This window comes from Amphibacillus cookii, assembly GCF_016908375.1.
Taxonomy (GTDB): Bacteria; Bacillota; Bacilli; order Bacillales; family Amphibacillaceae; genus Amphibacillus_C; species Amphibacillus_C cookii.
In genome coordinates, this window is the sequence record NZ_JAFBDS010000004.1 from 74,160 (window position 1) to 94,008 (window position 19,849).

Below are 19,849 nucleotides of genomic sequence, written 5' to 3' on the forward strand. Positions count from 1 at the left end.
ATCAATAGCACCAACGATCACACAATCAATGTCGCGTTCTGATTGTTTTCATCAATGTAATTTATTTCTGTTTTATATGTCTTAAGATCAATAAGTAACGTACAACGGCTATCCCCCTTTTCCCAAGAAAGTTGAACCAAATCTTTATTAGAAGCGACCATGCTGAACGCGCCATTGAATGCCGGGTATTCATTTCTAAATCTTATTAGTTTCAACAACCGTTGAACCACTTCTTTCTCTAACGCCTGTTCTACGTCTCTCGTGGTAAAATTGTGTCTATTAATCTCTCGACCTTCACCAGTTAGTTCTACTTTCTCCATGTCATTTTCTTCCGCCAATAATGTTACATAATAAACTTGCGGAATCCCTGGCACAAAAAATTGAATGGCTCTTGCAGCTAAATACGCGTCATCATCGCTTTTCAATAACGAGTAGTATGATCCCCTAATTTGATGGACATCAAAACCATCATCATCTTTATGCTCATCTGATAAAATATAACTTAAATTTGCGCCTTTAGCTAAGCAGTGATCAACTAATGCCTTTGCCTCCTTAGTATCAATCAAGTCATCCAGGTCTGGCTTAACAGGGACACCATCATGACAATCTAACATTGTAAATTGATTAGCTGGACGATCTTTCAAATAATAGTATAATCCTTGACTGTTACGGTTTATTAACGTATCAAGAACCATGTAAGGTAATATAAAATCATAAATCCAAAAGCCATGTTCAGCCAGTTTATATTGGATTGAATAATGCGCATGAACTTCAGGCAATAAAGCAATATTAAACGAATCTGCTAATTGCTTTATCCAATCTAAAAATGTATAGATCTCTGGTTCAACAAAAAAGCCACTTGTCCCTATTTTTTTAATAATATAGCCGATAGCATCTAATCTTACTATCTTGACATTATTATTACTAAAATTTTCGAAAAATGTTTTTATTAAGTTTTTAAATACCTCCGAATGCACATCTAAATCAATTTGTTCGGAAGGTGTTTCACGACCAAATGTGGTCCATACCTTAACATCCTCACCCGTCGATTTAATTTGAAATGTGGAATAAGGCACTTTCCTTCTAAGAAACATTTTATCAATATCTTCTTTTCTCGGCTGGCCATCTTTCCAGAGCTTGTCTAAAGTAATAAATAAATCGGCGTAGTCCGATTGATCACCTTTCTCCAAAAAGTCCTGAAAGAATGCTGATTGTTGTGACATATGGTTAACCATTAAATCAAGCAAGACATCGAAGTTTTTTCCGATTTCCTTTACGTCTTCCCAACCACCAAATGCTTCATCAATTTTTAAATACGTTAGTGGTGCAAAGCCCCTATCTCCCGAAGACGGGTATGGTGGTAAAATATGCACGCCTCCTTTAAAAATGTCCGAGAAATAGGTGGTTAATAAATGATTTAATGCAGGTAAGTCTCCTCCAAATGAATCTGGGTAAGTGATTAATTGTACTTGATTTTTTAATGCCATTTCATTTACCTCCTTCTATAATTTGTACATTGCTTTGATGGCTTCTAATTTAGGCAAGTCAACTACCCCACCGACAGCCTTTAATTTATATGCACTAACCGCCTGCCCTAATTCTAGCGCTTCCTTTAACATATAACCTTTCACTAAGGCAGCATAGAAACCTGACCAAAAAGCATCTCCTGCACCTGTTGCATCCACAACATTTGAAGCATAACTACTAAACTTAATCGTCTCTCTTCCGTTTGAGACAAGTGCACCATCTTTCCCTAAAGTCATAATCACCAATTTCGCCCCTAAATCTAGAAATTTTCTAACTTGATTTTCATGTTTATCCTCGCCAAACAGTCGCTCCGCATCATCCTCCGACGGTTTAATAATATCAACATGTTTGATAATCGATTTTACATATGCCGGACCATCTTCTTCCCTAGAGAACAGCTTAGGGTGATAATTCGGATCAAAACAAATCAAGAGACCGTTTTGCTTTGCTACTTCTATACATTTGTCGATGGTATGACGTGCTGGGCTTCTTGAAATCGGCCAACTGGAGAAGTGCAATATTTTTGAATCCTGGATTAACTTAGCCAATTGTTCACTATAATCTAAATAGTAATCTGCTCCTCTATAAAAGATCGGTACAGGGGTAGCTTTGCTTTTGGTTATGAGCACCATACTTGTTGCGTGATCTACCTGTTGGATAAATGAAGGATCTAATTGTGCTTCGGTTAAATAATTAATTAAAAAATCGCCAAGCCCATCTTTACCAACAGCCGCTACTGCCATTGAATGAATGCCTAATCGTCTCGTATTAATCGCGATATTAGATGGTGACCCACCAAAAAACCGACTGTATTGATTACTCTCAAAATTATCACCATAGTCTGTAGAAATCATATCAACTAACAATTCACCAATCGCTAATACATCATTTTTTTTATTAGTAAAGTTAATTTTATCTTCAAAATTCAACATTTTTTCTCCTTATCATGCACTCGAGTTATATTTAATTTTGCAAAAGATGCTTAATGTACCTTATTTAATAACAATCTAGAAGTCTATTTATTTAATTTAATCTATATCAACTACACGTACAGCCTTTAACAGTTTTTTTATGCCTCATGAAAAAAAGACGAGAATCGGAACCAACTAAGCATGTCAATCGTTACCACATGTTCATGTGGTTAGTTTTCGCTACATTTATCTTATGATAGACATGATTTAAAAAAGTATCCAATAGCACAAGTTACTATTTTCAATAAATGAACGCTTTGAGCACATACACCTTGCATATCTTTACATGAAGCGTAACCATTATCTTCATGATTTGATCTAGTAAAGCAACTCTATGTGGTACTTCCTTTGATCAATTCAACATTTACCACCTTATTTTGAATCGAGCTGACATCCTCATTCTCCAAAATTAAATCAATCAAAGTCGAAGAAAGAACATGCCCAATTTGATCAGTTGGTTGACTAATGGTAGTAAGTTTTGGTGTTTGTAATAAACGCGTAAAGCCATGATAGTCATAGCCGACAATTTTTAGCTGATCAGGAATAGCCACACCATTGTTTGTAGCCCACGCATACAAGACATAGGCAAGCAAATCATCACTACAAAAAACACCATCAAATTCATTTATATAAGGTCCTACTTCTGTTTTTATAAATGCATACAAATCATCATATTTATATATTCCAAAGAAATTATTTTTATTTTCAATAATTTTATAGGGAATGTCATTTTCTTTACACGTTATGCTGAATGCGCTTCCACGACGATTCGATAACATATCCCTTTTAGACGGACCAGAAATATGCAACAGCCTCTTGCATCCTTTGTCTATTAAATGTCGCGTTGCCAATACACCACCGAGATAATTGTCGGAACCTACATAAGGGATATTCGATATAATTCTATCAAAGGTAACAATTGGAAAATTTAAACGCTCATAATGTGACACCTCTAGCGTTTGACCACACATAATTATTCCCGCAATCCGATTCGCTTTAAGCATATCAATATAGCTTATTTCTTTTTCATAGTCATCTAGAGAATTACAAATAATTGTCTTAAACCCATTTTCATTTGCATTAATCTCAATATATTTTATGACTTCGGAGAAAAAGGGATGGCTTGAATCCGGTACAATGACACCGATAAATGTCGTTTTACTGTTCTGTAGCGATCTCGCTATTTGATTCGGTTGATAGTTAAGATTTTTCATAGCAGTTTCTACTTTTTTACGCGTTTCTTTTCCAATATAGCCTCGATTATTGATAACCCTCGAAACAGTTGTAACAGATACGCCTGCCTTTTTAGCTACATCCTTAATACTCGTCATTGCCATTCTCCTCGTGTTTATTGATTAACACCATTCTTCACCAAGACATGCCCATACTAGGTGTATAATCTTTTGTTTTACTAGCCCTCACTTAAGCTAGCATGAAAGGTTTTAATTATTATATATAATGCCAACATAGTTCAATAATGACAACAAGACATTATTATTTAACTAAATTGACTCACGTATTGTTGTTAACTTCAATGATTTATTATAACATTTCTAATTTGACATTAGAAATATATGGACAATAAACACGTTCTACTTTAAGTTGGCTATATGGGTGATCATTGCATTGTGTAATCTCGAAAACCATTTCCCTATTAACCCAATGACACCCGTTCATTTTCAAATCTGCATTTATTTAATTGCTCCTTCAACAACACCACGTACAATATGTTTTTGCAAAATAAGAAAGAATATAATGATCGGAATAATCGCAAGAACAAGACCTGCCATCGCTAATCCATAGTTGTTTGTATAGGTTCCAAAGAATGAAAATGTCGACAATGGAATCGTTCGTTCATCTGCTGAAACTAATACTAGTGATGGCAATAAAAAGTCATTCCAAATCCATAAAACATCTAGGATTAAAACAGTAGATGTAATCGGTTTTAAAATAGGAAAAATGACTTTCCAAAATACTTGTAGTCTCGAAGCGCCATCAATAATTGCGGCTTCCTCAAGTTCAAATGGAATATTTTTAATAAACCCATGATAGATAAATGTTGCTAGACTTAAACCAAAACCCAAGTAATAAAACATAAGCACATACTTACTATCCAACAACCCTAGCCTTCCATAAATTGAAACAAAAGGAATCATTAAAGATTGAAACGGGATAATCATCGACATTACCAATAATAAGAAAATAAACCTATTTATCTTCCACTTCCATCGAACAAGGAAATAAGCTAGCATCGACGAAAATACAATAATTAATAGGGATGATCCAATCGTTACAATTAACGAATTTTTTAATGCAGAAATGAAGTTCATCGCGCTAAAGGCTTGAGTGTAGTTACTAAAGCTGAGCACTTCCGGTAATGCTAATGGATTCCTAACAACAGATAAATTATCCTTAAAAGAATTTATAATAATGATGATAAATGGAAAAACAAATGCTAAAAATAAAAAGAGAGATAACAAATAATAGAGTAGAGATTTAATTTTTTTTGATTTCATCAGGCTTCAACCTCCATTTTCTTCATAATCCCTACCTGTGTAATTGCTATTAACGCTACAATAACAAATAATACCAAAGCCTTTGCTTGACCTTCACCAAACCTTTGGTAGGTAAATGCCTCCTGATATATATGCATAGCAATTAATTCAGTAGATCTGAAGGGCCCTCCGTCTGTGAGCGATAAATTGGTGTCATAAACAAGGAAACTTCTTTGCAGCGTCAAGAAGAGACTTATGGTAAAAGAAGGGATCATTAATGGGATTTTAACTTTGATCAACTGCTTAAAAGCACTAGCTCCATCTAATAACGAGGCTTCCATCAATGACTTGTCTATTCCCATTAAACCAGCTATATAAATCAACATCATGTAACCAGAGCTTTGCCACACACTGACAATAATTAATGTCCATAAAGCCGTTTCCGGATTGGCCAGCCATGATACAGAAAAAATCCCCCAACCCAATTCGACTCCGACACTTACAAAAGCTCTAGAAAATATAAACTGCCAAATAAAACCTAAAATAATTCCACCAATTAAATTTGGAGTGAAAAAGCTTAATTTGAAAAATTCTTGCCCTTTCCTGCCTTGTGTTACAAGTAAAGCCAGTCCGAACCCTAATACATTTGTTAGCACTAACGTAAAAACAACATATTTAAATGTAGCGATCAAACTACTTCCAAAATTAGGGTCAGAAAAAGCACTAATAAAATTTTCAAACCCAATAAATTCAAATAACGAACCTGTCAACCCCGTCCACGTTGTTACTGTCATTAAAATGCCTATAACAAAAGGAACAATCATAACAAGAAAGAATACTAATAATGGGATAAAACCAAAAAGCCCAAAAACTTTTAACCTTTCGGAAATTCTCTTCTCATAATACATAACGCTTCCTCCAATGATTTTAAATATTTATTTGTTCAACTTGAAATGATACCTCCAAAAGATTAATTCATGCTACGCTTTTAGCGCCTTTACTACTCCTACTATTGCTCTACACGTCATTGAATAATTGTCTAAACGATCATTTTAAAAAGTAACATTGGGACAAGCAAGATGACGCTCACCCCAATGTTATATTTTATTCTGAATCTACTGAAGACCAATACGCCTCAAATTCTTCTGCTAAACCAGCTCTATCTATTCCATCGGCCAAATATTTTTCTAGACTAGCACCCATGACATTCATTGCATCAGAAGGATAATAGCTAACAATAAACTCTAGTGTGTCGTCATTGTCCATATAATTGACTATATCTTGTGAAAGCGGGTCTTCTGGTGCTATATCAAAATGATCTGATACAGGAATTAAATTTAAGGTGTTCACATAATGATCTTTTCCGGTCTCTGATGAAACTAACCAATTCAAAAATTCTTTGGCAGCTTCTTGTTCTTCTTCACTCGCTTGTTCAGCATCAACTGCCCAAAATGAAGGTGCACCTACTGAAATATGACTGTTTCCAAAATCAGCTTCATCATTACTAATTGGCACAGGCAAAAATCCGAATTCTCCATCAGGATTCACTGCTTGTATTTGTGGATAAGCCCAGTTACCCATAAACCATAAGCCTACGTCTCCACTTGCTAATTCTAACGGTGCATCATCATAAGACGGAGCCAATGGTGCACGCTTATGTTTATTAAATTCTTTCATTATATCGATTGTGTCTACCCAACCATTAAAGATATCATTTTCTATAAAATTTACTTCTCCATTTATAGTATCTTGTAAAAATTGATGTCGCTCATCTCTGTCAGAGGACTGACTAGCAAACATCGTATTGGTAAGATGCGCGCCTAATGACCAATCCATTGGTGATACGGTTAACGCATCCACACCCTCTAATGCATCTATTTGTTCAAATAAATCTTTAAGATCATTCGTCGTTTTAACAGTTTGCGGATCAAAGCCACCCGTTGCTTCATCAAGAACTTCTTTATTATAAATAAAACCAAAACCTTCAACGCCTAATGGCTGACCTAATACTTTACCATCATAATTTACAAGTGCATAATAATCTTCATCTACTGTATCAATCCACGGCTCCTCTGATAAATCGAGCAGGCTATCTTTGAATTCATCAATTTCCATATTAGCTAATGTAATGGTCGGAGCATTACCGGAGGCATATAATGTTGTCATTCTCTCTAGCACAACCTGGCCGCCTAAGGGAATTACTGTAACCTTGACACCTGTTTCTTCAGTAAAATCAGCGACAACTTGATCAAACTGCTCAGTAATCTCAGGCTTCGTTAGTAAAATAGAAATTTCAACGTCACTGCTTGCTGCTTGCTCTGTGTCATCGGTACCGCCATCCCCATCGCTATTGGTAACGTTTTCATCATTTGAATCACCACAAGCCGCTAATAAAAGAACGAACAACAACCCTACAATTAAAATCATTTTATTCTTCATATTAATTAAACCCTCCTTTTTGTAAGTGCTTACATTATGTATAGTAACCTACTTATTTTTTTATGTCAATCGTTTTCATAAATATATTATGTCATTATTTTTTTCAAAAAATGAAGGTCATTTTTATTATGATTGTGCGCTTGCTTTCATTTCTATATGTTACTATAGTGACAGTTATAACTTGTAATTTCACGTTTTCTTGAAACCTATAGTTAATTACGAAAACGAGATGGTAACGATACCACATTATATCTAGGTATGACTGTGTTAAAGCGAGAACAATTCTCTTAAAAACTGCTTATCGGGAGTGGAAAATTAACTACATCTATTATTCAGATCTTTAGTCAACTTGGTTATAGTGCGAGCTGTTAGATAGTGTCTAGTGACTTTAATTCCTATGATAATCAGTCTTTCAAGAATGTTTTTTAGCTGAGTTCTTATTTATTTAAAATATAAAGAATAAGCCGATTTTTCCCTTGCTTTCTAGTATAATAAGCTATATTCAGGTCATGTATAGAATCGTTTGTGGATATCATCCTATACATATAACTAAAACAAAAAAGAGGTTAAATAATGGACGAAAAAAGTTTTACCGATTATCAGATAAGTGACGAAATAAAAAAGGCTCTAGCGGTGTTAAAATATGACACGCCAACAGAAGTGCAAAGTCGCGTGATTCCTATAGCTTTAAAAGATAAGGATCTCGTTGTCAAAGCCCAAACCGGGAGCGGAAAAACCGCAGCCTTCGGTATTCCTCTTGCCGATAAGATTGAATGGCTTGAGAATAAACCGCAGGCCTTGATTCTGACCCCAACGCGAGAGCTTGCAGTCCAAGTCCGAGAAGATGTGACGAATATCGGCAGATTGAAGCGAATTAAAGCATTGGCCCTTTATGGAAGAGAACCTTTTAAACCACAACAGGATGCATTAAAACAAAAGACGCACGTTGTTGTTGGAACACCTGGCCGCGTGCTCGATCATATCGAACGCGACACGTTGCCACTGGAACAAGTAAAGTATCTTATCATTGATGAAGCAGATGAGATGCTTAATCGTGGGTTTATCGATCAAGTTGAAGCCATTATTAATGAGCTCCCTTCTCATCGCGTAACAATGGTGTTTTCGGCGACCTTCCCTGAAGATATTGAAAAACTATGCCATAACTATATGCATGAGCCTACCCATATTGAGGTTGCATCAACAGGGATTACCGCCGATACGATTGAACATGCCTTGATTGAAGTGAAAGAAAAAGACAAGATTCCACTTCTTAAAGACTTGACAATTGTTGAAAATCCAGATAGTTGTTTAATTTTCTGCCGGACGAAAGAAAACGTTGATAGCGTTTATAGTGAATTGGATCAAGCTGGCTACCCCTGTCAGAGACTCCATGGTGGACTCGATCAAGAAAAACGTTTCGCTGTTATGAATGGCTTCAAGTTAGGAAGTTTTCGCTATCTTATTGCAACAGATGTTGCTGCGAGAGGGATTGATGTTGATCATGTCTCCCTTGTGATTAACTATGATGTTCCATTGGAGGCCGATGCCTATGTACACCGAACAGGCAGAACCGGACGAGCAGGCAATAAAGGGAAGGCGATTACGTTTGCGACCCCTTACGAAGGAAAGTTTGTTAAAGAGATTGAGCGCTATATCGGCTTTGCGCTTCCCACAATGGAAACCCCAGATCATTCAGAGGTGGCGAGCGGCAAAACTGCTTTTGAAGAAAAACAGCGGAGCAAGCGGATTGTAAAAAATAATAAAACAGCCCGAATGAATCAAGATATTTTGAAACTTCATTTTAACGGAGGGAAAAAGAAAAAACTTCGTGCCGTTGATTTTGTCGGCACCATCGCTAAAATCCCCGGCATCACCGCAGAGGATATTGGAATTATAACCATCCATGAGCAAATGACCTATGTTGATATCCTTAATGGAAAAGGATCGATTGTTATGCAAGCAATGGAGAACACAACGATTAAAGGTAAGAAGTTGAGAGTGAGTAAGGCGAGAAAATAATAATATCGATAAGGCCGTCCAAGTCCCCTGTTTAGGGTGACTTGGCCTTTTTTTTAAGCGTAGTTAAAAGTTACTGTTGATGTTTAGTATTAAAGGATATCGGCTTATTCAACTAATGCCAACTTTACTTCAATAACCTTTTAAAGAGGAACGTTTTCAAAATGTTCGACTGTTGGGAATGAGTTGATCAATTTTTTTATTGAATGAGGGATCAACGTATAAATAAGCCCCCCAAAATTAAGGAAAATATTAAAAGTAAAAAAATACAGTTAATAATGTTAAAACAATTTTTTTCGTACTCCTTCTTTCCACAGACTCATCTCATTTCAAAATTTAAGATTTTAAATTTTACAATTACAAACTATATTTTTCTATTTACTTCCTCTAAAAAAGAGTTTAATATAAAATAATAACAATTACTGGTTAATATCAATGTCGATGAAAGACGATAGAACAGTATGGTTTAGTAATGTGTTATTAATTGTTTAATTTATAAATGATACAAGCATTTACGCACGTGAATATAAGGGTAAATGGTTTATCTAATTACCTCTACTACTCTAGGCCGCTACTTCAAATGTTCCGGCTAGTGGAGATTGGGAGGCAAATTAATAATTTGAGTGCTGTTCTCTGCAACATGTAATTAAATAACTTAAAAAGATAGTGATCTAATTATACAACCATCGATACTTCATCAATTGTTAAGAAATATATTAGGTTAATAATTTAAATTGAATAGAGGATCAAACATGATTGCTTATATAAAAGAAGAATTTAAACGTGCATTTTTATCAAAAATGATGGGGGTAGCAGTTATTCTTTCAATCGGATCGACGATAGTTGGCATGTTTGAGTACTTGCTTTGGTTACCTTATGGCGATATTTCTGTTTTATACATTTTTCTATCTGGATACAATATGGGAACGTTAAACATCCTAGCATTTCTTTTTCCTATTGTCGCCAGCCTGCCATTCGCTGGCTCTTATTTAGAAGATGTTAAATCAGGCTTAGCGAACTATCTTCACTTACGCATTAAGCCAAAGCAACATGCGCTCATTCGCTTATTTGTGAATGGACTTACAGGTGGCGTTGCATTGATCGCTGGCCCGCTGATCGCCTTTATTACCGTTGCAATTGCTAAACCAATCTTTGGGTTGCCCATGCTGAAAGAACAAATTGAGACCGTTCAATCACTCCAAGCAAATGGTATAAATTCTCCTTGGCTAATGATGATCTTGATTTTAATCATGTTATTTATTTGTGGATTTATTTTCGCAACGATGTCACTTGGGTTATCGACACTCATTCATAATGTCTATCTCTCATTACTCGCTCCATTTGTTGTGCTTATCTTTTCTGGAACTGTATTATTTAGTATAAATCCCGATCTCCATTTAATCGGACTCTATGACATTAGCTATACTAGTGGTTCTTTACAACAGGTGACGTTAGGTGGAACCGTATTAGCCATTAGTATATTGCTATACTTCATCGGGGGTTATATGTTTAATGAAAAGTATCGCTAATTTTAAAGTTTTGCTATTATTCAGTCGACATAAAGCGTGGTTTTGGACGACTGCTTTTCTAACAGCCTATTTTCTTTTCATACTAAGTCAAGATACAGCAAAACAAAATTTCTATGATTTCGCTATTGAAACTACTGAATTTTTATCTTTATCATATATTGTTATACCAACGTATTTAATTATATTGACCACTCACTTTTCAGTAGGAAACATTCAAAATTATTTCGCATTTCGGTGCAGCAATAGGTATGCTTGGTACAAGATAAATTTAAAAGCAGTTGCAATCGTAACGACAGTATTCACTTTTGTAATTCTTGCTATTCCATTATTATTAGCAACATTCGTCTTTGATTTTGCTAATCATTGGAGTGATTTTGCGCTAAATTTTTACTCATACCATAGTATTTTCTTACAGCATGTTTCTCCAGTATTCTATTTGATTGGCACGTTCAGTCTTCTATGGCTACTTTTATTTTGTTTAGGTCTAGTTTTCTATTTGGTTTACCTTACTTTCAGGCGCCCGTTTATTGCGGTGATTGTCATTCTGTTATTAAATATTATAAACATTAGCGCCACAGCAAGTCGCATGGATTGGCTAAGTCGATTTTTTTGGACAAAAAGAGTGAGTATTTTTGAATATATTTATATGACAGAAGCTAACCAACACATGTTTCCATTTCAAATTTTTCTTTACTGGCTTTTGCTAATCGGCTTCTTTTATGGCCTTGGCTATTTAATCGTTCATAAAACAGACCTAGATACTTATCGGGGTGAGAACAATGACGTTTATTAAACTGATGCGTTATCAATTGGCTTCTATGCTAACAGTAAGTAAACTACTTATTAATGTAATTGTCTATGCTGCAAACGTATGGCTCGTTTATGTTTTGTACGCAGATCTGATACCTGGTAGTTTTTTGAGCGCAACAGCTTTTATGTTTTATTTGCCGCTCAATCCGACGTTTGATATGTTACGTTGGTTACTCGTCTTACTCCCCTTACTTTTGGTGGTAGGTTCGTTTACTGACTTTCAACTAAAGGAGCAAAGCACTTATTTGCTTTTACAGATGAGAAGTTATCGGATGTGGTGGCAAAGTTTCGCACTTGCGACGATTATCTCGACGATTACATTCTTTGCGTCTGGATACATGGTCACGATGTTACTCGTCAAGTCCCTATCACTAAATCTGAAAAGTCGGTTAGTCGATGAATATCTTATGACTTTTTCAACTTCTAGTGGAGCAGGTGGCTTTCTGTTACGACAATTTAGCTTACTTGTTCTATCAACGCTTGTCTTAGTCTTTATCATGATCTTGATCCGTTTTCTGTTCAATCATTCAGGGTTATCGTTTACGGGGGTAACAATTAGTTTAGTCCTCTCGATAACCTTATCGTCAATGGGACCAGCAGTGGGGCATTTCCTCCCCCTCAGCTATGGATTCCTTGCCTTCGAGTATAATCAGCCTTTCTTTAGGTCGATGGCGATCTTGCTGTTGACTATGTTTGTTCTTTATTTTTTTAGTTGGATCACATTTAAAAAGCGAAAAGAAGTATTATTTGGATTAACTTAGTGTAAGGAGAAGAGCTATGGAAAAAATAATTGCAATAAAAAACTTAACGAAGACGGTTAAAGGCCACGACCTTTTGAAAGACATTAACCTTGAGATTAGTCAACCGAATGTTTATGGCGTAATCGGTCGTAATGGCTCAGGAAAAAGTGTGTTGTTCAAAACCATTGCCGGACTGCTCACGCCAACAAAAGGAGAAATATCGATCTTCGGAGAAAATATTGGTAAAGGGGCATTCCCACAGCAATTCGGCGCTTTACTGGATACCCCGGGGTTTTTACCGCAATATTCAAGCTTTAAAAACTTGAAACTGCTAAGTTCTATTAAAAATCAAGTCAGTGATGAACGCCTGAGAGAAGTTATTGCTTTGGTAGGGTTAGATCCAAATGACCAACGACCGGTACGGAAATATTCGTTAGGCATGCGTCAACGGTTAGGAATAGCGCAAGCAATCATGGAGAAACCTAAGCTACTTATCTTAGACGAACCGATGAATGGCCTAGATGAGTCAGGTGTGGAAGATATGCGTGAAATGATTCTTGAGTTTAAGGAAGAAGGTATGACTGTACTGCTCTCTAGTCATAATTCTGAGGACATTTCCATGTTATGCGCGTCTGTATATCGAATTGATAATGGGGTGCTCACTAAGCAAGAAGATAACAAGTCACCCATTGCCTCTCACTAGACTCACGAAAAAAGTAAAGTAGGTTAATAGTGAAAACCAGCGTTTAATTATACTGATAAAGGGTAGGGTTTCGTTCGCCTTAACTACTTTAAACGGAATTCATTACTGTAAAACGAACGTTCAATCAGTAGGGGGTTTTCGTTCTTCGCCCACTGGTTGGTAGCTGAATGAATCAGGACATTAGCGTCCGTTGTCAACCACCTTAATAGATTTAACTCTGTTCTCTATATTGAGGTGGGGGGGTTATGGACGGTCATCTGTGATAAAAAGCACTCAAGCATTTGCGCTTATAGTTAATTTTTATAATAAAAGCTAATATTAACTATTAACCGAAAGGAAACTTAACCTCATTTAATGCCCGTCTCGATTAGACTAGCCATCTTCAATTATTCGACCTAGTCAGCTTGTGATTTTAGCCCTTCACTTTTTCATCTTTTATATTTATAGGTGGGTATGCTTGCCCTTATCATGACACCAACAATAATGAGAAAAATATTGGTAATCACTAGCTCTACTGTTATCATACTGCCAATGAGCGCGACAATTACTAACAGGGGCAGGGCAAGACCACAGAAAAATTGTTTTTTCTAACTCCTAAGCCAATGCATCCGTCTCTCCTCCTCATTATTTGAGGATAAATGTGCTAGAAATTACGAGTTTTCCACAAAATTTTCTCGGTTGCCTGAAATCATCGTTATATTGACCACATTACTCATCAAAAGCTTAATAAAGCACCTCAATTTTATGGTGCTGAAGCTGCTCTAGCTCTGACTCCGATAATGAACGATCAATGATCATGTAATCTACATCCGCACAATTAAGGCTCTGATTTAAATATTTCTGGTTAAACTTATCAGTTGTTACCATTAAAACGAGTTCCTTCGAGCGTTTATGAAAGGCTTGCTTAATCAGTGCTTCTCCTTCCGTAATTTCAGTTGCACCCACATTAAAATCAAATCCCCGACATGAGACAAATGCAAGATCGGCATGATAGCTTAAAGCATCGTTGAACGCTTTTGAGCCATTCACAGTGAAGCGCTTAGGTACGATGGAACCGCCAAGTATGTTGACATCTGCAGATGTGTACTCTGATAATAAACTAGCCGTAATTACACCATTTGTAATGACCTTTAGCCCGTTAAATCGATTTAATTGGTTAACAAGGTGCAAGGCTGTACTACTAGAATCAATAAATAAGCTCATGTCATCTTCTATTAATGTCTCAGCGATTTTTGCCATCCGCTCTTTATTCTTCTCATCATTAAACTTGTCTACCTTCATCAGGTAAGGGATATCGATCTTCTGACGATCAATAATTACTGCTCCGCCTCTAGTCCGCCGAATAAGTCCTTTATTCTCTAACTCTATTAAGTCCCGTTTAATCGTTGCTTCACTATAATTAAGTAAATCAACTAAATCAGTTGTCTTCATAAAATTCTCTGCTTTTAAGTGATTAACAATTTTGTCTTGCCTTTCCCTTTGAATTGCTGTAACCATTCTAGCCCCTCCAATTGATTTAAGGCATGGACAATTAAGTCCACACCTGTTGTTATTTAATACAAATCTGCTTTACCAACCGTATTAAGAATTGTCAGCTTGTGCTTAACAACCTCTTTCACCTTATTGTTTGCCGATGGATAGACTTGATTAGGCTCATACATATTAGGTTTTTCAACCAACAAACGTCGTACTTCAGCAAAAAATACACTTTTTAAATCAGACGACAGATTTACTTTACCTACTCCATATTTTACAGCCTCACTAACCTCAGCATCAGGATTTCCAGACCCACCGTGCAAAACAAATGGAATATCTATACGTTTACTTAACTCTTTTAACAACGGAAGGTTCAGTTCTGGCTTGACCTCCTTCGGGTAAAGACCATGAGCCGTGCCAATAGCCACCGCAAGCGTATCGATGCCAGTCCGATTGACAAAATCAACAGCCTGGTCGGGATCAGTATAAATAATTGTATCAGATCCGCCTTCATAGGAGTCTCCATTATTACCAATAGTACCCAATTCAGCTTCGACTGAAACACCTACCTTATGGGCAAGCTCGACAACCTGACTTGTCAAAGCTACGTTATCTTCATAGTCAGCAAGTGAGGCATCAATCATCACAGAGGTATAGCCATTACGAATGGCACGCATTACGTCACCAAGGGTACCACCATGATCCATATGAATAACAACCGGAACGTTACTTTGGTATGCATATGCTTTTACAGTGGCAACAAAAGCATCACCTAAATACTCTATTTCATCTGGATGGATTTCAAGAATCACTGGTGCATTTTGCGCCTCTACCTCCTCCATTATTGCTTTTAGCATATCATAGCTACAAATATTAAAGGCTGGCACTGCAAATTTATGAGCTTTGGCTACCTGTAGTAGTGCTTTCATTGTATATAGCAATTTAAACAATCCCTTCTTATTCTATAATTGTATTTGTCAATGCTTCTTGCTTGATTGGTTTTTTTAGCAAACCAATCATAACTGCTGTCACTAATGTACCTACAACTAAAGCTAACAGATACATAGGCAAGTTATTAATAACATTAGGTATGAACATCACCCACACACCACCATGTGGAGCCATAGACGTCACACCAGCAGCCATAGAAATAGAGGCTGCTACTGCTGAGCCTACCATTAAGCTAGGAATTACCCGAATTGGATCAGCTACTGCAAATGGGATCGCACCTTCTGTAATATATGAGGCACCTAATACCCAACAAGACTTACCAGATGTTTTTTCTTCCAATGTAAACTTGTTTTTAAATATTACTGTTGCTAAAGCAAGCCCTAGTGGCGGTGTCATACCCGCCATCATACACGCTGCAATAGGTGCATTAACACCAGCTGACATGAGTCCAATTGAAAAAGTCGAAATAGCCTTATTTATCGGCCCCCCCATATCCGCTGCCATCATAACCCCAATCAGTAAGCCAAACATCAATCCAGAAGTCTCGCCTAAACCATTTAAAAATTCAGTCAGCCCATTTAATACCCATGAAATTGGTGTGTCAATGAGGAAAACCATCGCCATTCCAACAATAGTAATCGAGATCAACGGCACAACAATTAATTGGAAAATAGCTGAGATTGATTGCTTAACATGTATTTTAGTTGCCGTAAAATCAGTTACATAGCCTGCTAGAATGCCACCGATCATTCCACCCAGAAATCCTGACCCGCCAGCCGCCGCTAACGTTCCCGCTATTAAACCTGGAGCAAAGCCTGCTCGCCCAGCAATTGACGAAGCTATCCCCGCCGCTAGAGCAGGCACCATTAGGGCAAATGCTGTACCACCACCAATTTGCGATAGTGCACCGGCAATGACATTATATTTCCCGCTGTCGGGATCAGATGCTTCAATTCCAAAAGCAAAACTAATTGCAATAAGAATACCACCAGCAATTACAAATGGAAGCATGTAATTGACACCATTCATAAAATGACTATACAGCCCCTTTTTATGACTAGATACTGAGCTATTCTCTTCCGTATCTTTACTGGATTGAAACGTGCCTTCCCCTCTGATCGCCTCTTCCAGAATAGTAATGGGATCTTTGATCGCTTTAGATGTTGACACCTTCTTAATCGTTTTCCCCGCAAAGCGACTTAGATCAATCCCTTTATCAACCGCGAGGATAACGACATCTGCTTCTTTAATTTCTTGCTCTGTCAATACATTCTCCGTTTTAGCGCCTTGAGTTTCAATTTTGACTTGATATCCCTCCGCTTCTGCCGCTTTTTGCAACTTTTCTGCCGCCATATAAGTATGGGCGATACCGGTCGGACATGCCGTAACACCAATGATTTTCATCTTATTCGCCTCCTAAGCTTGTTAAAATAGAGCGTATTTCTTCTGCATCTTTGGCCATCTTGATGCTCGCCTTAAACTGATCATCCATTAACTTTCTTGCTAAGAAACTAAGCAGCTCGAGATGCGTAACATTATCCTGATCGGGAACAGCAATCATAAAAACACACTCAACACGTGACTCATCTAAAGCCAAATAGTCCGATAGCTCATCTACATGAGCGAAAGCGATCGTCGGTTTTACTACAGCCTTTGATTTCGCATGGGGAATACCAAAGCCATCCTCAATACCTGTAGAAGCTTCCTTTTCCCGCTTTTTTAAGTCCTTTATAAAACGTCTTGCACTTGTGATAAATCCATTATTTTCAAGGTTTAGAGCTAGATTATTAAACAATTCTTCCTTTGTCTTAATCGTTAAATCAAAGACAATATTTTGTTTATCTAACACCGATGATAGTTGCATATCACCCCTCCTATCTCAATTTGGTAAGCGCTTACCACGACAATGTCATTGTAGCACCATGATCTATTTAGTTCAATGAAATGAACGAAAGTTTACATTTTGGATTTAATAACACTTAAACATGCATTTTAATGAACGAAAACGATCATTTAGTTTTTTAACTTGGGTGAGCGTTATATGGCAGACAGGGGGAGAAAATGAGATTAGTATTATTGCATTTATAGAATGGAAATACTTTGTTAGCAGAAGAAATGACGAAGACATGTTATTAAGACAAAAATAAACTGATAACAGCATAAGATTATTGTTAGTACTACAATGATTCGAATCGTTTGTGGCAATTTGATTCTTAAACCTCAAAATAGAAAATCTATTGAGGTAGGTAGTAGCTCTATGGTATCCGTATAGCCAGAGGTTTTCAAAGACTAGCAGTAAAAAACGAGCTTGTGCTACAAGCTCGTTTAGTTTGATATTTAACAAGTAATGACATTAAAAGTTAAAGTTTAATATATCCTCTTTCTGTTCAACATTAGCGATGCTATGCCATTCCTTACTGTTTATTTCATGATCGGATAACATAAATTCATACCCATTAAATTGATAGTTTTGACAGCCCACCAACGCTTGTTGCTGCTGATGCTCATGATTAAATGGACCACTATTTGTTCTTTTATAATAAACGAAAAAGGGCACTTGATATTCCTTTAAAGCATGTAGTTTATTCTCAACGTCTTCTAAAAATTTTTCTCTTTCATTAAGCGTGTAATACTGTTTAATTTTACTGTTTTGGTCAATTTGATAGATGATTGGAGAAATATTTTTCGTTATCGTATCAATAAGTAAAACTTCCTCTTCCTTTAAACTATCTTTGGCTTCTAACACAATTAAAAAACCAAAAGGCAGTGGATTATCTTCCATTACCATTGAATCGTCAAGGCCTTTAGATGTTAATATAGGTGATATGACGACGCAATTTGTTTCATTAACTAGCTTTTGCATTTCCTCATTGAAATACTTCTTGATCGCCCCTTCTGAAAAACCATATAAAGTCTCTCCACTCAAAGCATCTTCCCATTGATCATTGATCAGGAATAGCTGCTCATCAGCTTCTAACCCTATACTACTTGTTATTTTATACTGCCCTTCTTGTTGAAAAGCGAAAAACATTTTTTTAACCCCAAAGTAAAGTTGTAATGTCTTAGCTGTTAGGTGAGTTAATTCCTCCATCGTTCGGCAATGGTTAATATTTCTTACCAATTTGTTTAGACTAGATAAAACCTTAAACTTCCTATCAATCTTTTGTTTTTGAATGGCAAGCTCATCAAACATCATTGCATTATTAATTGCTATATAGGTAGAACCTGCTAATGATTCAATTAATTCAAACAGCGATGGATCGTAATCATCTTTATTTAATGGTTGGCCTAATGTTACCAAACCTAAAATTTCCTCTTTTACAATAAGTACAATATACTTTGCACTTAATTGCTGAAACACATCATAGTTAACGAAAAGTTTTTGAATGATATTGGCATCTCGCTCAATATGCAAGACAATCGGTTCACCTCTATAACGTGTGTCAACTAACTCTATTTCTGTATAGTATTTTTGATAATTAGTAACGTCACGGTAACCCTTGATTTTTATGACCTCAGTAACAGCATCATATATACCGAAAGAAGTCACCCTACTACCTGACACTTCACTAAATACTTCCGTGGCTATCGTATAGAGTTTTTCCAAAGTCACTTCAGATAACATCACTTTCGTATTTTGATTAATTGCAAACAAGTCGAAATTCTTCTGATCTAATTTAGCATTTGATTCTTTCAATTCAGCAAAATATTTACAGTTTTCTAATGAATTATTAATTAACCGCATCAAAGCATCTGCAACGATGTAATCATCCTTCTTAAAATCATCAACAACTTTTCCATTTGTTAAAATAAAACCAACCATGTAATTGTCAACCATAAGTGGAATAACCAATTTGATATTAAACTGCTCTATGATTTGCTTAGAAAAAAAAGCCTCAAAGTTATCGACAACAATATTACCAAAGTGAGCTGGAAAATGACGTAGCTCCGTAGAATCGGGAATCTTACATTCATTAAACGGGTATAACCTGTTGTACTTTAAAACAAAGCCCTCATCTCTTTTTATAAATAATGCAGATGCATTTAATGTTAAAATTTCATTCGAAAATTCAAACGCAAATTCTGTAATTTGTTCTGTATTAAAACGCTGCGTGAAAAATTCAACAGCCTTTAGCAGACCTTCATACCTATATAAGCGCTTTACTCGATCCATAAAAGCCCCCCCCTTTAC

At 36.4% G+C, this 19,849-nt stretch carries 16 protein-coding genes; 5 read left to right on the top strand and 11 right to left on the bottom strand.

Annotated elements, in window-relative coordinates; genetic code table 11:
- Positions 1 to 17: 17 nt before the first annotated feature.
- The 6 genes from gtfA to JOE23_RS07120 all read right to left on the bottom strand — a co-directional run bounded on the left by gtfA (position 18) and on the right by JOE23_RS07120 (position 7,432).
- Complete coding sequence (gene gtfA / locus JOE23_RS07095) at positions 18 to 1,487, bottom strand: sucrose phosphorylase (RefSeq protein ID WP_204437016.1); 1,470 nt, start codon at positions 1,485 to 1,487, stop codon at positions 18 to 20.
- Between the two features lie 15 nt (positions 1,488 to 1,502).
- Positions 1,503 to 2,459 (bottom strand): carbohydrate kinase family protein, encoded by a 957-nt coding sequence (locus JOE23_RS07100; RefSeq protein ID WP_204437017.1) that lies wholly within the window; start codon positions 2,457 to 2,459, stop codon positions 1,503 to 1,505.
- A gap of 371 nt (positions 2,460 to 2,830) precedes the next feature.
- On the bottom strand, positions 2,831 to 3,829 hold the full coding sequence (locus JOE23_RS07105; protein ID WP_204437019.1) for a LacI family DNA-binding transcriptional regulator: 999 nt from the start codon (positions 3,827 to 3,829) through the stop codon (positions 2,831 to 2,833).
- A 360-nt stretch (positions 3,830 to 4,189) separates the two neighbouring features.
- Positions 4,190 to 5,014 carry a carbohydrate ABC transporter permease gene (locus tag JOE23_RS07110; RefSeq protein WP_204437022.1) on the bottom strand — a complete coding sequence of 275 codons (825 nt, stop codon included), beginning with the start codon at positions 5,012 to 5,014 and terminating at the stop codon, positions 4,190 to 4,192.
- Entirely contained in the window at positions 5,014 to 5,901 is an 888-nt protein-coding gene (locus JOE23_RS07115; RefSeq protein ID WP_204437024.1) for a carbohydrate ABC transporter permease, read from the bottom strand. Before JOE23_RS07115 ends, JOE23_RS07110 begins: the two co-directional genes overlap by 1 nt.
- A 196-nt stretch (positions 5,902 to 6,097) precedes the next feature.
- Entirely contained in the window at positions 6,098 to 7,432 is a 1,335-nt protein-coding gene (locus JOE23_RS07120) for an ABC transporter substrate-binding protein (RefSeq protein WP_204437026.1), read from the bottom strand.
- 573 nt (positions 7,433 to 8,005) lie between these two features.
- Here JOE23_RS07120 and JOE23_RS07125 point away from each other — a divergent pair.
- The 5 genes from JOE23_RS07125 (at position 8,006) to JOE23_RS07145 (ending at position 13,230) form a co-directional block, all read left to right on the top strand.
- A complete protein-coding gene (locus tag JOE23_RS07125) occupies positions 8,006 to 9,451 on the top strand; it encodes a DEAD/DEAH box helicase (RefSeq protein WP_204437028.1) in 1,446 nt (481 codons plus the stop codon).
- A gap of 749 nt (positions 9,452 to 10,200) precedes the next feature.
- Entirely contained in the window at positions 10,201 to 10,977 is a 777-nt protein-coding gene (locus JOE23_RS07130; protein ID WP_204437030.1) for a hypothetical protein, read from the top strand.
- A complete protein-coding gene (locus JOE23_RS07135) occupies positions 10,961 to 11,770 on the top strand; it encodes a hypothetical protein (protein WP_204437031.1) in 810 nt (269 codons plus the stop codon). The genes JOE23_RS07130 and JOE23_RS07135 overlap by 17 nt, the downstream gene beginning before the upstream one ends.
- Positions 11,757 to 12,548: a hypothetical protein gene (locus JOE23_RS07140; protein ID WP_204437032.1), complete on the top strand. Its 792-nt coding sequence runs from the start codon at positions 11,757 to 11,759 to the stop codon at positions 12,546 to 12,548. Before JOE23_RS07135 ends, JOE23_RS07140 begins: the two co-directional genes overlap by 14 nt.
- A 16-nt stretch (positions 12,549 to 12,564) precedes the next feature.
- The gene (locus tag JOE23_RS07145) at positions 12,565 to 13,230 is read left to right on the top strand and encodes an ABC transporter ATP-binding protein (protein WP_204437035.1); all 666 of its coding nucleotides are present in this window, start codon (positions 12,565 to 12,567) and stop codon (positions 13,228 to 13,230) included.
- Positions 13,231 to 13,953: 723 nt separating this feature from the next.
- On the opposite strand, the gene JOE23_RS07150 is transcribed toward JOE23_RS07145, so the two are convergent.
- The 5 genes from JOE23_RS07150 to JOE23_RS07170 form a co-directional block, all read right to left on the bottom strand.
- Positions 13,954 to 14,727 carry a DeoR/GlpR family DNA-binding transcription regulator gene (locus tag JOE23_RS07150; protein ID WP_204437036.1) on the bottom strand — a complete coding sequence of 258 codons (774 nt, stop codon included), beginning with the start codon at positions 14,725 to 14,727 and terminating at the stop codon, positions 13,954 to 13,956.
- Between the two features lie 56 nt (positions 14,728 to 14,783).
- Positions 14,784 to 15,647 carry a ketose-bisphosphate aldolase gene (locus JOE23_RS07155; protein ID WP_204437038.1) on the bottom strand — a complete coding sequence of 288 codons (864 nt, stop codon included), beginning with the start codon at positions 15,645 to 15,647 and terminating at the stop codon, positions 14,784 to 14,786.
- A 16-nt stretch (positions 15,648 to 15,663) separates the two neighbouring features.
- Positions 15,664 to 17,061 (bottom strand): PTS fructose transporter subunit IIC, encoded by a 1,398-nt coding sequence (locus JOE23_RS07160; RefSeq protein ID WP_204437040.1) that lies wholly within the window; start codon positions 17,059 to 17,061, stop codon positions 15,664 to 15,666.
- A 1-nt stretch (position 17,062) separates the two neighbouring features.
- Complete coding sequence (locus JOE23_RS07165) at positions 17,063 to 17,521, bottom strand: PTS sugar transporter subunit IIA (protein ID WP_204437042.1); 459 nt, start codon at positions 17,519 to 17,521, stop codon at positions 17,063 to 17,065.
- Positions 17,522 to 18,010: 489 nt separating this feature from the next.
- Positions 18,011 to 19,831, bottom strand: a complete 1,821-nt coding sequence (locus tag JOE23_RS07170) for a GAF domain-containing protein (RefSeq protein ID WP_204437044.1) — start codon at positions 19,829 to 19,831, stop codon at positions 18,011 to 18,013.
- Between the last annotated feature and the right edge of the window lie 18 nt (positions 19,832 to 19,849).

Coding starts and splice junctions, on each gene's coding strand:
- gtfA (WP_204437016.1), bottom strand. CDS start 1,487: ATGGCATTAAAAAATCAAGTACAATTAATCACTTACCCAGATTCATTT.
- JOE23_RS07100 (WP_204437017.1), bottom strand. CDS start 2,459: ATGTTGAATTTTGAAGATAAAATTAACTTTACTAATAAAAAAAATGAT.
- JOE23_RS07105 (WP_204437019.1), bottom strand. CDS start 3,829: ATGACGAGTATTAAGGATGTAGCTAAAAAGGCAGGCGTATCTGTTACA.
- JOE23_RS07110 (WP_204437022.1), bottom strand. CDS start 5,014: ATGAAATCAAAAAAAATTAAATCTCTACTCTATTATTTGTTATCTCTC.
- JOE23_RS07115 (WP_204437024.1), bottom strand. CDS start 5,901: ATGTATTATGAGAAGAGAATTTCCGAAAGGTTAAAAGTTTTTGGGCTT.
- JOE23_RS07120 (WP_204437026.1), bottom strand. CDS start 7,432: ATGAAGAATAAAATGATTTTAATTGTAGGGTTGTTGTTCGTTCTTTTA.
- JOE23_RS07125 (WP_204437028.1), top strand. CDS start 8,006: ATGGACGAAAAAAGTTTTACCGATTATCAGATAAGTGACGAAATAAAA.
- JOE23_RS07130 (WP_204437030.1), top strand. CDS start 10,201: ATGATTGCTTATATAAAAGAAGAATTTAAACGTGCATTTTTATCAAAA.
- JOE23_RS07135 (WP_204437031.1), top strand. CDS start 10,961: ATGAAAAGTATCGCTAATTTTAAAGTTTTGCTATTATTCAGTCGACAT.
- JOE23_RS07140 (WP_204437032.1), top strand. CDS start 11,757: ATGACGTTTATTAAACTGATGCGTTATCAATTGGCTTCTATGCTAACA.
- JOE23_RS07145 (WP_204437035.1), top strand. CDS start 12,565: ATGGAAAAAATAATTGCAATAAAAAACTTAACGAAGACGGTTAAAGGC.
- JOE23_RS07150 (WP_204437036.1), bottom strand. CDS start 14,727: ATGGTTACAGCAATTCAAAGGGAAAGGCAAGACAAAATTGTTAATCAC.
- JOE23_RS07160 (WP_204437040.1), bottom strand. CDS start 17,061: ATGAAAATCATTGGTGTTACGGCATGTCCGACCGGTATCGCCCATACT.
- JOE23_RS07165 (WP_204437042.1), bottom strand. CDS start 17,521: ATGCAACTATCATCGGTGTTAGATAAACAAAATATTGTCTTTGATTTA.
- JOE23_RS07170 (WP_204437044.1), bottom strand. CDS start 19,831: ATGGATCGAGTAAAGCGCTTATATAGGTATGAAGGTCTGCTAAAGGCT.